We start from the raw sequence: 13084 nt of genomic DNA, 5'->3' as shown, positions 1-13084 counted from the left end.
GCCGGGGCGAGTGCGGAACTGTCGCGCAGCACGCTCGCGAACCAGGATGTGCCGGCTTTCAGCCGCCCAACAGCAGCGGAACAGTGAGCGCGATCAGCGCGGTGACCGTCCACAGAGCGGGCGCGGAGCCGAGGGTCTGCAGCCGTCCCTGCTCCGTCCGGTCCTTCTCAAGCCGGTTGCGGCTGATCCACCAGGGGCTCACCCGGCTCTCCAGCCGGTAGTAGACGATTCCCAGCGCTGCCCCGTAGGCCAGATGCCCGATGAGAGACGGGAACGCCGCGGCCATGGCGGGCGCGTTCCAGCCGGGAGGGGCGCCGAGCAGCAGCGGCAGGAGCGTCAGCCCGCCCAGCATCCACCACAGGAATCCGTAGCTGACTCCCCAGCCGAGTGCTGAGGCGGGGTCGAAGGAGCGCCCCCGAAACAGCAGGGCGTAGGAGATCCCGATGATCTGAGCGATGAGCAGATGGATGAACAGCCCGACGCCGGTTGAGTCGCCGCCGACGAGACGGGCGATGATCGGGAGCAGCCCGAGCGGGAGCATGACCAGCGTGAAGACCAGCCCGCCCACCAGCCCGGCCAGAGCGCCGTGGCCGATCGCGCGCAGGCTCCGTGGCCCCGCGCCCTCCTCGCGTAGCAGGCGGATGTCGTCGGTGAACAGCGCTCGGCGAACGCCGCTCGTCCAGGTGACGGCGCCCAGGGCGGCCGCACCGCCGAGCAGGTACGCGGGCAGGGTGCCGGCGGCGGCCTTGGCGAACCCCGGCGCCCAGCCGAGCCCCCCGCCGGCGATCAGCGGCCGCAGGGTCAGCTCGACCGCGAGCCAGGCCATGAACCCGTAGGCCACACCGCGGATCATCGCGGGACCGACGCCTTCCCGCCGGTAAACCCGGGGACCGGCGGGCGTGAGCGCCGCAAGAGCCAGCGCGGTCACCACGCCGTAGAGGAGATGGCCGACCAGGCTCGGGAATAGGGCCTGCGCCGCGCCCAGATCCCACGCCACCGGCCGCGCGAGCAGCAGCGGCATGAGGGTCAGCGGCCCGATGAACCACCACAGAGCCCCGTAGACCAGCCCCCACAGCAGCATCTGCCCGGCTCGCGGATCCTGTCCGTTCATCAGCAGCCCGAACAGGGCTCCGATCACCGCGGCGATCATCATGTGCACGGCGAAGCCGGCCAGGGTCGATTCCACCCGGATGATCGAGCCCACGGTCTCCAGCATCCCGAGCCGTGCCATCGCAGCCCCGAACGCCAATCCTCCGGCCAGGCCGGCCAGCGCGCCCCGGGCGATCACACCGGCTCCTTGGCCGGCCGGGACGTGGTGACGGTGATGTCGCGGGGGAAGGCGAGATCGAGCAGCCAGTCGAACAGCACCCTGAGGCGTTTCTCCAGCCCGGGCAACTTGGCCAGATAGATGCCGCGCCACAGCAGCCAGGCGGCCAGGCCGGAGAACCTGCGCCCCCGGATCTCGGCGCAGGCCGTACGGTGGCCCAGCGCGACGAGCGTTCCCCGCGTCCGGAACCGGAACGGCGAGGCCGGACGTCCGGCGGTCACGGCGGCGATGTTGTCGGCCACCGCGCGCCCTTCCCGAAGAGCGTGCTGAGCCGTCGGCGGCTGGGCGGAGCCGTCGTCGGCGGGAATCTGCGCGCAGTCACCGACCGCCCACACACCCCCCGCCTCGATGACCTGGAGGCAGGCATCGGTGACGACGCTCCCGCCCCGGCCTTTGGCGATCGGCAACTGCTGGATCAGCGGGCTCGGCCGGTTGCCCGCGGTCCATACCAAGGTCCTGGTGCTGATCACACTGCCGTCCGCCAGCCGCACGGCCTGAGCGTCGGCCGAGGCCACCCGCGTGCCGAGGCGGAACTCGACTCCGCGCGCCCGGAGCCGCTCCAGCGCGTAGGCGCCCAGTTCCGCCGACAGTTCGGGCAGGATGCGCGTCCCCGGGTGCGCCAGCACGAAGCGTGGCTCGCTGGGATCCAGGCCGGGGTAGAAGTGCAAGACCCCGTGGACCAGGTCGAACAGCTCCGCGATGGTCTCGGTCCCGGCGAATCCGCCCCCGGCCACGACGAAGGTCAGCAACCCCGCCCTGCGGTCCTTGTCCGGCTCGGCGTCGGCCTGCTCCAGCAGCCCCAGAACGTGCTCGCGCAGCGCGGTGGCGGCACCGAGGCTTTTGAGGGTGAAGGCATGCTCGGCGACACCGGGAAGATCGAAGAAGTGCGGTACCGCACCGACCGCGAGCACCAGGTGGTCGTAGGGCAGCACCGCTCCTCGGGCGGTGTGCACCAGCCGTTGCTCCAGGTCGATTGTCTCGGCGCGGTCTTTGACGAAGCGGGTTCGCGGGCAGGCGGCACGCACCGGCGCGCTGATGTGCTGGGCCTCCAGCGCGCCTCCGGCGACTTCGGCAAGCATCGGTGTGAAGAGCAGGTAGTTGGAGTCGCTGAGGATCGTCACCTCGAACGGGCGGCCTCGCGCGGCGTGATCCTCCAGCCGCCGCGCCGTGGCCACCCCGGCGAAGCCGCCGCCCACCACGACCACGCGCCGGCCCGCCGCCTCCTGCACCGGCGCGGCGGCGCGGACCAGGGCCGACAGCCCATACAGCAGCGCCCCCATCAGCGCCCCATGGAGCGAGTCGGCCACCAGCGCACGGTAACCGTCCGCGGCGGCCCGGACCGACCAGGTAGGCAGCCGGCCATGCAGCAGGGGCTCCACGGTGAGAGTCCACCCCACCCAGGCCAGCAGCCCGATCAGCAGCCCGGCCGCGATCATCGGGGCCAGGCGGCGCTGCCTTGCGACGGCGCCGAGCGCCGCACCGGTGATCGCGGCGTAGATGCCGAACAGCAGCCACCCGGGCGCCATGGGCGCCGCCCGCATCATGCCCGAGTAGGCGGCAACCGGCCCGACGATCAGGCCCGCCAGCAGGCCGGAGGCCGCTCCCGCAGCGACCCCTCCTCGTCGGGATCGACCCTGTCTGTCCATGCGTGCTCCTCAGTGCGGCGCCCTAAAGAGCATCGCGGCCAGGGCGGCTCCGTGCCCTTACGAAACGCGGACGGCCCACCCACCCAAGAAGGCGGCGGCGCTTTCTCGCGATGGCGCTTCGGCCGTCTGCGCGACGGGCCAACCCTGCGGTGCCCGAGGTATTCCAAGGCTGTCTCGGGAGCCTGGTACGGGATGCTATGACGCTGGTCGTGGGCGGCGAAGCACAGGCGCATCAGCCGATTTGGCCACCTGGTGAGCCGTTAACGGCTGTTGCCCAGCACCAACGGATCACGGGGACTGTTGTGCTGCTGACATTCCTTCCAGCACCGGTCCCCGGCTGCGAGATCCTATCCTGCCAGTGGGGAAGGGATGGAGAACGTGGGGCTAGAACCTGTCAGGAAAGCCGTCGCCGGCCCGCGCATGCGCCTGCTCGCCGCGGCGGGAGCGGCGGCCGCGCTGCTGGCGGTTCTGGCCGTCACCGCCTTGGATCAGCCTGCCGATCCCGGCGGCGCGGTGGCGGTCTTCGAGCCTGAACAGAGCGGCATCAGCCAGACGGCCGAGCCTGCGACCGAAACCGCGCGGCCGACGCCGACCTGGGAAGGCCCGACAGTGCCGCCGATCGACATGAAACTGGCCCAGGGCGTGGATTCGGCGCCGGTGACGATCGTCGAGTTCGGCGACTTCAAATGCGTCAACTGCGGGCGGTTCGCCCGCACCGTCGAACCGGCGCTGCGCCGCCGCTACATCGACACCGGCGTCGTGCGGCTGTTCTGGCGTGACTTTCCCGCTCTGGGCCGCGAGTCCGAACGGGCCGCGATCGCTGCCCGGGCCGCGGCCCGGCAGGACAAGTTCTGGCCCTTCCACGACGCGCTGTACGCCGAGCAGTCCGGGAGCCTCACCGACGAGCGGCTGCGCGCCGTCGCCGCCCGGGTGGGCCTGGATGTAGCCCGGTTCGATGCCGATCGGCGCGACCCGGCGCTGCGCCAGGCGGTGGAGCAGGACTTCGCCTTCGGCTCCCAGCTCGGGGTACCCGGCACCCCGGCCTTCCTGATCAACGGCGAGGTCTTCTTCGGCGCCCAGCCGCTGGCCAAGTTCGTCGCCGCGATCGAGAAGGCCCGCAAACGGCGATGACTGACATCGGTTACGCCGCCGCCTTCTTGGGTGGGCTGTTCGCGCTTCTCAGCCCGTGTAGCGCGCTGCTGCTGCCGGCGTTCTTCGCCTACGCCTTCCCCGGCCGCAGCGCGCTCATCGGCTGCACCCTGCTGTTCTATATCGGCCTGTGCGCCGTACTGGTGCCGCTGGGCATGGGCTCGGCCCTGGTCAGCCGCCTGTTCTACGGCCACCAGGAGCTACTGATCACCGGGGCGGGGGTGCTGCTGATCGCGCTGGGAGTCCTCCAATGGGCCGGGCAGGGCTGGGCGATCGGCCCGTTGGAGCGGCTGCGGGACCGCATCCGCGGCGACTCGCCCGGCGCGGTGCTGGCGCTGGGAGCCGTCTCCGGGCTGGCCGGGTTCTGCGCCGGGCCGGTGCTCGGCGCCGTACTCACCATCGCCGCCTCCTCAGGCAACACGCTGCGCGGAGCCATACTGTTGGCGCTCTACGCGGCCGGCATGGCTACGCCGTTGCTCATCCTGGCCGTGCTGTGGCAGCGCTTCGACCTCGGCCGCCGACGCTGGCTGCGTGGGCGCGGCATCCGGCTCGGCCCGTTGCACCTGCACACCACCACCCTGCTGTCCGGGCTGACCTTCATCGGCCTTGGCATCGTCTTCCTCGTCTTCGACGGCACCCGCAGCCTGAGCGTGCCGTTCCCGGACAGTTGGGAGGCCGGGCTGCAGGAGTTCGCCGCCGGTCTGCAACTGCCCGACCTGCTGGTGGTGCCGCTCGCCTCCCTCGTTGTCGTCGTGGTCGTCGCGTGGCGGCTGGCCCGGTCCCGGCCATGAGCGGCGAGCAGGCCATGCACGCCTGCGGGAAGAGGTCCTCGGGGTGCGGGTCGGGGGATCAGCCTGCGGGCGGGCACCGCGAGCGCCGCAGTCGGAGGCCGGGAAGACCGCGACGGCCGCAGCCTGATCTTCGCCGGACCCCACGGTCCACCAGCGGGCCGAACCAGCAGACCTTGCCGCATTTCTGACACTTGCCGCACGCCGGCCACGCCGCACTCTGAGGCTGGATGGGCTGTATTGGCGGCCCGGCTGCCCCTGCTGCACCATGCTGCGCTGGGAGTTGCGCGCCGGCGACAACCTGGACATCGAAGAGGTCAACATCTGGGCGGACCCGCAAGCCGCCGCCAGGGTTCGACAGATCACCGGAGGAGATGAGATCGTGCCCACCGTGGTCGTCCGCCGCCACGCCATGGTCAACCCGTCAGCCGCTGACGTCTACGCCGCAGCAGGGGTGGAGCCCGTGACCGCACGGGACGGCCGTTCCCGACGGCCATGGGCGGCCGGCCTGGGGCCTGCCCTCGTGGTGGCGGCCACGCCGGTTGCACGCCGTCTGAACGCGAGACCGTTGCCGCCTGCCGCCGCTGTGGCCGCGACGGTCGGCCACATCACCCTCCCTCAGGAGGACGGGATCCTGCCGGGCAGGCGACCCCGTCAGTGCCCTGACACACGCCCGGCGTGAGGGGGCATGACGGGATGAGATCGATCCAGGACCGGACGAACCGATGGGAGAGGCGTTCCGTGGGCGAGGACTACGACCTGATCGTGATTGGCGCGGGCGCGGCCGGGCTGGCCGCCGCCCGCACCGGGGTCCGATACGGCGCCCGCACGCTGCTGGTCTCAGGCGGGGAGCCGGGCGGCGACTGTACCTTCACCGGCTGCGTGCCGTCCAAGACACTGATCGCGGCCGCGGCCCGGGGCGAGCCGTTCGACCAGGCGATGCGCGGTGTACGGCACGCCGTAGCACACATCGCGGCAACCGAGGACGCCGACGCCCTCACCCAGGAAGGCATCGAGGTATGCCGGGACTACGCCGCCTTCCACTCGCCCAGCACCATCCAGGTGGGCAACCGTCGGCTGCGGGCAGCAGCGTTCATCATCGCCACGGGCGGCCGGCCATCCGTCCCACTCGTTCCCGGGCTGGCCACCTCGCCCTATCTGACCAGTGACGACGTCTTCGAGCTGGTACACAAGCCGCACTCGATGGCTGTCTTGGGCGGCGGCGCGATCGGCTGCGAGCTCGCTCAGGCTTTCGGCCGTCTCGGTGTCGACGTCACCCTCGTCGAGGCCGCGGAACGTGTGTTGCCCGGTGAGGATCGGCAGGCCTCGGAGGTGATCGCCGCGACGCTGACCGGGGAGGGGGTGACGCTCGTGACGGATGCGACCGTGGCGCGCGTCGAACGGGACGGCGATGGCGTGCGCCTGACGCTGGACGACGACACGACCCTGAACGTCCAGCGGCTGCTCCTCGCGGTCGGGCACAGCCCGGACATCCATGGGCTGGGCCTGGAGCGGGCAGGCGTCCGGGTCGATGACGACCGCGGCGGCGTGCGCACCGACCGCCACCTGGCCACCACCGCGCCCGGTATCTATGCCGCCGGTGACGTGACCGGGCGACTGCAGCTCACCCATGCCGCGTACCTGATGGGCCGCACCGCCGTGCACAACGCTCTGCATCGAAGGAAACGCGCCTATGACGAATCCGCCATCCCGCGGGTCACCTTCACCGGCCCGGAGGTGGCGCAGGTCGGCCTCACCGAAGCCGAGGCCGCCGGACGGGGCGCACGGGCGGCCTACCTGCCGATGAGCGAGCTCGACCGGGCCGTCACCGAAGGCGCGACGGACGGGTTCATCAAAATCATCGCCGGCCCGCGCCGGATCCTGCGCCAGGTGGGCGGCGGACGGGTGCTGGGCGCCACCATCGTCGCCCCACGAGCCGGAGAGATGATCAACGAGCTCGCTCTGGCCATGCGCACCCGCATGTTCACCGGCCGCCTTGCCCAGACCACCCACGCATACCCAACCTGGTCCATGGCGGTGCAGCAGGCCGCCGCGCAGTTCTTCGGGACCTACGGTGGGCATACCGCCCAGCCGATCTCCTCTCCCGCCAACCGGAGGTCGATACCTTAAGGCCTGGCCCCCTCATGGCCCACCGTGCGCGCGATCCTGCCTACAACATGTCCTTCAGCCCCGCATACCCGATTGAGGTGAGTCGCTGGGCTGACATGGCCAAATAGTCGGGACCGGCAGTGACGCCGAGACCGTCCACGAAGCGGTTCGCGAAGTTGAACAGTGCGCACACCGCCACCACATCATGGAGGGCCCGCTCGGCCCAGCCCGCCTCAAGGACGGCGGAGGCGTCCTCCGGCGTGATGCGGCTCGGGGTGAGGGTGAGTTTTCGGGCATAGCGCAGCACCGGTCTCATCTTCTCGGCGACCGGTGCGGTTTCGAGGTCGTCGAGCGCGGCAGCCAAGGTGTCCTGACCTACTCCGAATGACTCGGCGACTTTGCTGTGGATGCCGTGGCAGTAGCCACAGGCGTTGAGCGCCGACACATAGGCGGCGATGAGTTCCCGCTCGGCCACCTCCAGCGGCGAAGGGCCGCGCATCAGCGCCTGATGGTAGTCGAGCAGCGGTCGTGCAGTGTCTGGGTAGGCCCGGAAAACGTCGAGCAGCGTCGCGTTCTCCGCCAGCGACGGCAGGTACATCATGCCCCTTCCAGACTCGGGACAGGAGGAACCTGCAGAGCCACACGGGCATCCAATCCCGTATACACCGTGTCGCCATGAATGTCGATTGCGGGATGAATGGGAAATTGCTGCATATAGTTCCTCCTGGTTGAGTCCCGCTGTGATCATGGCCTACCTCATCGCCCAGCCATCAAGCCAACGACCTATCGATCGTGAAACGGCCGTGGGCGATCATGTCAGGAGCACGGCAATCACCAGAAGGGTGATGACTCCCAGCGCGGCCAGCAGCAGGAGCACGACGCGGCGTTCGATCCACGGTCTGGGCCAAAAAGCCGAAGACGCCGGCCTGACAGGGGTGTCTCCTGCCTCGATCCTGTTGATCGCGGCGATCCGTTGGGCGAACGCGGGGTCCTCCCGCACGAGCGCGTCCTCGATCTCGGCGAGGGTGCGGCGCTCCCTTCCGGTCAGACTCATGAAGATCACCAGCACTCTGTACCGTCTCGCTTTCTGACTTCCGTACGGCTTTCGGCACGTGGGGTTCAGGTCAGGCCGAGGGTGCGGCCTGCCGTCATAGCTGTGGCGTCGTCGGTCGCTACGGCGAGCCAGGACACCCCGTTCCGGTCCGCGCACAACAGCGACGCGCCGTTGACCGTGGCCAGCCAACTGGGCGCCGGCTCGATGTCGCGGGCGCCCTCGGCACGCGGAAACGCCTGCGGGGAGGCCAGGACCAGCATCCGGCGACCGGCGGGATCGGTGTAGCTGTAGATGGTGGCGGGCAGTCCGCCCACGTCGCGCTGGGCCGTGCCGCGCCAGTCATACGCCCCGATGTGCTTCGCTGCTGGGGCCGGCTCCGGGCTCAGGCTCAGCGTGTCCGACTCCATCAGCTTGGCGGCGACCGTCAACGGAGCCGGTGAGCCGCGATCTGTCTCCGTGGGGCCGCGCTCGGTTGCCAGGGGGACGAGCACGGCGGCGAGCACGATCAGCACCGCCGCCCCGGCGGCCAGCAGGTACGGCCAGCGCATCGGGGGGCTCGTCGGGAATTCCACGCACTCGGCGACCGCCCGGATCCGCTCGCGCGTCGAGGGCGGGGCCACCTCGCGCAGGGATTCGGCGAGCATCCGCCCCTGACGCGCGGTGTTGGCCTCCTGCCAGCAGTCGTCGCAGTCGAGCATGTGCCGCTCGAAGCGCAGCCGGGCGAACATGCCGAGCTCGTCGGCCAGGTAGGCGGCAGAGTCGCGTTCAGGATCGTGGCGCATTCGGCTTCACCTCCTTTGCGACTTGCGCCAGCTTCTTGCGGCCCCGGTGCACCTGGGCCAGCACGGTGCCCCGAGGAGTCTGGGTGATGGACGCGACTTCGGCCGCGGTGAACCCGCACAGGTCCATCAGCGTGATCGCGATCTGCTGCTCCTGCGGCAGGCTGCGCAGCGCCGCCTCGATCACCGTATGAGTGATCGCCTCGTTCTCCACATCCGCCTGGCTTGGCGGGTCGAAGCCGGGCTGCCAGGCGGTCTCGGTGTGCGTGGCGGTCCGGCGCAGCCGGTCACGGCCCAGGTTGAGGCATATGGTGGCCAGCCACGGCGCCGGTTTGCGCGGCGTGCGGCCGTCGATCCAGGCCGCCCATGCCCGGGCATAGGTCTCCTGCACCAGGTCCTCGGCGTCCGCGGGGCTGCGGGTCAGCTGCCGGGCCAGGTTGAAGACCAGGTCCGCTGCGGGCATGGTGGCCTGGAGGAAACGGTCGTGCCGCTGGGCCATCATCTCACCGGGGCGCCGTGTGCTGGGCCGGGCCGATCGAGACGAAGCCCTCCTGGCGGCGGGCGCCGGAGCCGTAGAAGAAGAACCCCAGCACGGTGCCGAACACCAGGTGGGCGAACAACTCGAACGGCTGGTTGGCGTCCTGGAAGACCGGGAACAGCAGCGGCGACAGCAGCCAGAAATTCACCACATACAGCAGCCCGCCGTACACGGTGGCGACCAGGGCGATGGTGCCGTTGGTGCGCAGCATCGGCACGATCAGCGCGAACATCACGCCGAAGGCCATGGACAGCACCACATGCACCGCCAGCCCCACTCCGGCGCTGGTCGCACCGGCCATAATCGCCGGCTTGCCGCCCTGGACGATGCTGGCGATCATGTGCAGCGGCATGTCCGCCTTGCCCGGCGGCTGGGTGGAAGCGAACCACATGGTCACTCCGGCGAAAATCATGCCGGAGACCAGGCCGCCCACCGCGCCGCGGACAAGCCGGGCGAAGAGAGGTTCAGCAGCCATCATCGACTCCTTACGCGATCGTTCGTTCCCTTTCCCATCACCTCTACGGACGGGTGACAGGGGGCACTGATTGCGCCTATCTCCAACTCAGCGCAGCCGGGCCGGCGCGGCCGCTGTTGTGTCAGCAAGCTGACACGTTCGGCGAGGGAAGCCGGCTTGATCTGGCCTAATGTCTTTCAGGAGGCGAGCGCTGTCATCCGGGCGGTGAGGTCGGCCGGTGGCAGGGATCCGGTGAACATCTCGACGGCCCCTGTCCGGTCGATGAACGCAAAGGCGGGCTGGGAGGCGACGCCGAAGGCGGCCCACACTCTGCCGTCGGAGTCGACGGCGTGGGTGAGGTGTCCCAGGCCGGTGTCCTTGACGAACTGCCGCATGTCCGCCACCTGCCCTCGTCCGGGCACTCCCACCACGGTGACCTTGCCTTTGAAGCGTTCGGCCGCGTGGCCCACCTCGGGCGCCTCAGCTCGGCAGATCGTGCACCAGGGCGCCCAGAACCACAGGACGCCGGGCTTGCCCCGCAGTGATGAGCCGTCGAAGGTGCCGCCGTCCAGGGTCGTCAGGCTGAAGTCAAGGCGATCCGGCGTGGGCGCCGTTCGGCCGCCGTCGCCGCATGCGGTCAGCATGAGTGCTGCCGCGATGAACAGGGCGCAGGCGCGCATCCGGTGCTTCATGAAAGGATCTCCGTCTTGGGCGAGAAGGCCACCCAGGCGAACCAGAAGGTGTCCACGTGATCGACCTTGGCCAGGCGCGTGCCCTTCAGCGGGCCGGAGATCGCCTCGCCGAGCAGGTTCCAGCGGCTGCCGGTGGCGTCGTCGGTGACGTGCTCGCCTTGGCTCTGGGCCGAAAAGCGTAGCCGCCGCCCGTCGACCACCGGATCGAACGCGCCGGTGGCTGCCACTGTGCGGCCCTGGGCGATCTGGTCGGTGTCCAGCGCGGAGGCCAGTCCAGGTTGCGCCCAGATGGTCACCGGCCGCCCGGCGACCTGGAGTTCGGTAACGCGCTCGCGGGCGAGCCGGTCGAGCGTGACGGCGACGGCGACGGCGACGGCGTCGGTGCCGTGGCCGAGACCCACGACGCGCGTCTTGGGTGGCAGTCGCGGGTCGGCTTTCTGATCGAAGAGGAAGGGATCCTCGCCGGGCTGGTCGTAGCCGAGGTACGGATTGCGCCCGTAGTCGCGCGCAACGCCGGTGTCGCGCGACAGCACCCAGCCCAGCGGGTTGGCCTGGCGCCATTGGCCGAAGGGGACGGTCGCCACCGCCACGCGCTGCAGCCGCGTGCCGGTCAGCATCCCGGCCACGGCGCGGCCTTCGAGTTGCGACCACAGCGAGCGGGTCTGCCGATCGAACATGACCAGGTCGGAGTTGTACAGCAGACCGGACACGCCGAAGTCCAGCGTCCGCCCCGCGCTGCGACGATCGAAGGCCAGCGCCGAGTTGCACAGCGGGCAATAGGTGACCGCGACCGGCACGCCGCCGATGGTGTCGTTGACGATCTCATGCCAGATCATGATCTGCACCGGATAGGCGCGGCGGTGCGTTCCGACCTCGACCGCCAGCACCGGTTCCTGATCGGCCAGCCAGCCGACCTGGTCGGATCGCTGGAAACGGGGCCGGTCGATGGAGGGGATGCCGTCCGGCGGCGGGCCGCCGCTGACCAGCCGATCCACCTTGACCAGCGGCCGCGGCAGGTCTTTGCCCGCCGGGTCGTCCAGCGCCGATGGCACGTCCTCAGCGGGAGAGGGCCGCGACCACTCCAGCACGACCGGCGTCGGCGAGGCGCCGGTGGGACGCGTTCCAGTGGAATCGCCGCTGGCACAAGCGGCGGTGACCAGCGCGATCACGGTAAGCGCAGCGATCCGGGACGTGAGCATGGCGCTGCTCCCTCCCTCATCGGGATGGCTCCCTTTCACCAGGATGGACGCGGAGACATCCCTCGTGATTGCAAGTGTTCGCCCGCTGACAAAACTGCGTTGCCCCTCGGGGATCGTGTCAGCTGGCTGACAATGCCGGTCGGCCCCACCTGCCATAGCGGGCAGAGTGGACGTGTGACGATACGAGCGGTGTGGAACGGCGTCGTAATCGCCGAAAGCGAGCGGACGGTCCGGGTGGAGGGCAATCACTACTTCCCCAAGGAAGCGCTGAACATGGACCTCCTGCGGCCGGGAAACGGCCCGCTCCGGCGGGTGGATGTCACGGTTGCGGGGACGGATGGCGGGTGAGCGGTGAACCTCCAGAACGCGCAAGAAAGCGACCCCGCGCCCAGTCCCGCGTCGGTTCATCGCCCTTTCGCGGTGCTGCGCATCGGGCTGGTGAGCGGTCTGACCGGGATCTTGTGCTGCGTCGGCCCCACCGTCCTGGCCCTGCTCGGACTCGTCAGCGCGGGCACGGCCTTCGCCTGGGCGACCGAGCTCTACGACTCCTACGCCTGGTGGTTCCGCCTGGCAGGGCTCGCCGTACTCGTAGTGCTGGTGTGGCGGTCGTTGCGGCGCCGTCAGGCCTGCTCGATCGCTGGGATGAAGCGCTTACGCGGGCGGTTGCTCGCCGTGTTCGGCGTCGCGGTGGCCACTTATGCCGTGCTGTGGGGAGTGACCACTTGGCTCGGCACGCTCGCCACGCCGTGAGGGCGTCATCATGTGCGTGTGCCCAGACTTCGAGGAATGGAAGCGGCTACGCGGGCGGGCGGCCTTGAACCGCCGCAAGGAACCCCATCGCGCAGGGCCGTGAGGGCGCCACGAGGGCGCCTGTCTGTGGACTGCTCAGTAGCGGCGGCGCCGGCTGCTGCGGCGTGACGATGACCTGCCGGGGACGAAGGTCTCTCCCGGCTCACACCGCATAAAGCGGAAAGCCGCGCCGGCCAGGCAGGCGGCGGTCGCGGCCCTGTCGCTGGCCGAGGACGACATCGCGGCATGTTGGTACGCCGGCGTCGGCGTGAACTTCTGCTATGTCCAGGTGACCAGCGCCGAGACCGTGGACCGCGCGGTGCTGGACCGGGGCGAGTGGTCGGCCGGCATCGCCGCAGGATGGTCGCCGCACCTGTATGTGTTCGCCGGTGACCTCCGGGACGGCGGCCGGGTCCATGCCCGGTGTTTCGCACCCGCGCTGGGTCGTCTCCCCGAGCTACTCCCCCGAGCACGGCGACTCATCACCGACGTCGCCACGGCGCGCGCTGCTCGACTAATTGGTCCCCAGGGTTCCATCGCCGCCATGACATCGGATCAAT

General features: G+C 70.1%; 15 protein-coding genes. 6 read left to right on the top strand and 9 right to left on the bottom strand.

Going from position 1 to position 13084, the window contains the following annotated elements; genetic code table 11:
• Window positions 1–58: 58 nt before the first annotated feature.
• Both ACTWQA_RS50005 and ACTWQA_RS50000 read right to left on the bottom strand, forming a co-directional pair.
• Entirely contained in the window at window positions 59–1288 is a 1230-nt protein-coding gene (locus ACTWQA_RS50005) for a hypothetical protein (protein ID WP_443165879.1), read from the bottom strand.
• Entirely contained in the window at window positions 1285–2973 is a 1689-nt protein-coding gene (locus ACTWQA_RS50000) for an NAD(P)/FAD-dependent oxidoreductase (RefSeq protein ID WP_443165878.1), read from the bottom strand. Before ACTWQA_RS50000 ends, ACTWQA_RS50005 begins: the two co-directional genes overlap by 4 nt.
• A gap of 378 nt (window positions 2974–3351) precedes the next feature.
• On the opposite strand from ACTWQA_RS50000, the gene ACTWQA_RS49995 reads away from it, so the two are divergent.
• The 4 genes from ACTWQA_RS49995 (at window position 3352) to ACTWQA_RS49980 (ending at window position 7040) form a co-directional block, all read left to right on the top strand.
• Entirely contained in the window at window positions 3352–4104 is a 753-nt protein-coding gene (locus ACTWQA_RS49995; RefSeq protein ID WP_443165877.1) for a DsbA family protein, read from the top strand.
• Window positions 4101–4913 (top strand): cytochrome c biogenesis CcdA family protein, encoded by an 813-nt coding sequence (locus tag ACTWQA_RS49990; protein WP_443165876.1) that lies wholly within the window; start codon window positions 4101–4103, stop codon window positions 4911–4913. Before ACTWQA_RS49995 ends, ACTWQA_RS49990 begins: the two co-directional genes overlap by 4 nt.
• A 184-nt stretch (window positions 4914–5097) precedes the next feature.
• Window positions 5098–5592 carry a glutaredoxin domain-containing protein gene (locus tag ACTWQA_RS49985; RefSeq protein ID WP_443165899.1) on the top strand — a complete coding sequence of 165 codons (495 nt, stop codon included), beginning with the start codon at window positions 5098–5100 and terminating at the stop codon, window positions 5590–5592.
• Between the two features lie 14 nt (window positions 5593–5606).
• Window positions 5607–7040 (top strand): dihydrolipoyl dehydrogenase family protein, encoded by a 1434-nt coding sequence (locus tag ACTWQA_RS49980; protein ID WP_443165875.1) that lies wholly within the window; start codon window positions 5607–5609, stop codon window positions 7038–7040.
• Window positions 7041–7080: 40 nt separating this feature from the next.
• Here the strand turns inward: ACTWQA_RS49980 and ACTWQA_RS49975 are convergent, their stop codons facing one another.
• The 7 genes from ACTWQA_RS49975 to ACTWQA_RS49945 form a co-directional block, all read right to left on the bottom strand.
• Window positions 7081–7620 carry a carboxymuconolactone decarboxylase family protein gene (locus ACTWQA_RS49975; RefSeq protein ID WP_443165874.1) on the bottom strand — a complete coding sequence of 180 codons (540 nt, stop codon included), beginning with the start codon at window positions 7618–7620 and terminating at the stop codon, window positions 7081–7083.
• A gap of 210 nt (window positions 7621–7830) precedes the next feature.
• The gene (locus tag ACTWQA_RS49970) at window positions 7831–8088 is read right to left on the bottom strand and encodes a DUF3040 domain-containing protein (protein ID WP_443165873.1); all 258 of its coding nucleotides are present in this window, start codon (window positions 8086–8088) and stop codon (window positions 7831–7833) included.
• Between the two features lie 50 nt (window positions 8089–8138).
• Complete coding sequence (locus ACTWQA_RS49965; protein WP_443165872.1) at window positions 8139–8855, bottom strand: hypothetical protein; 717 nt, start codon at window positions 8853–8855, stop codon at window positions 8139–8141.
• Window positions 8839–9354: an RNA polymerase sigma factor gene (locus ACTWQA_RS49960; RefSeq protein WP_443165871.1), complete on the bottom strand. Its 516-nt coding sequence runs from the start codon at window positions 9352–9354 to the stop codon at window positions 8839–8841. The genes ACTWQA_RS49965 and ACTWQA_RS49960 overlap by 17 nt, the downstream gene beginning before the upstream one ends.
• Before the next feature lies 1 nt (window position 9355).
• Window positions 9356–9865, bottom strand: a complete 510-nt coding sequence (locus tag ACTWQA_RS49955; protein ID WP_443165870.1) for a hypothetical protein — start codon at window positions 9863–9865, stop codon at window positions 9356–9358.
• Window positions 9866–10041: 176 nt separating this feature from the next.
• Window positions 10042–10536: a redoxin domain-containing protein gene (locus tag ACTWQA_RS49950; protein WP_443165869.1), complete on the bottom strand. Its 495-nt coding sequence runs from the start codon at window positions 10534–10536 to the stop codon at window positions 10042–10044.
• On the bottom strand, window positions 10533–11735 hold the full coding sequence (locus tag ACTWQA_RS49945; RefSeq protein ID WP_443165868.1) for a DUF3179 domain-containing protein: 1203 nt from the start codon (window positions 11733–11735) through the stop codon (window positions 10533–10535). Before ACTWQA_RS49945 ends, ACTWQA_RS49950 begins: the two co-directional genes overlap by 4 nt.
• Before the next feature lie 174 nt (window positions 11736–11909).
• Between ACTWQA_RS49945 and ACTWQA_RS49940 the strand changes: the two genes are divergently transcribed.
• Window positions 11910–12083: a DUF427 domain-containing protein gene (locus ACTWQA_RS49940; protein ID WP_443165867.1), complete on the top strand. Its 174-nt coding sequence runs from the start codon at window positions 11910–11912 to the stop codon at window positions 12081–12083.
• Window positions 12084–12155: 72 nt separating this feature from the next.
• Entirely contained in the window at window positions 12156–12485 is a 330-nt protein-coding gene (locus ACTWQA_RS49935; RefSeq protein ID WP_443165866.1) for a hypothetical protein, read from the top strand.
• The last annotated feature ends 599 nt before the right edge of the window (window positions 12486–13084 follow it).

This window comes from Nonomuraea sp. 10N515B, from assembly GCF_052245915.1.
Lineage (GTDB): Bacteria > Actinomycetota > Actinomycetes > Streptosporangiales > Streptosporangiaceae > Nonomuraea.
This window is presented reverse-complemented; position numbering and strand designations above follow the sequence as displayed.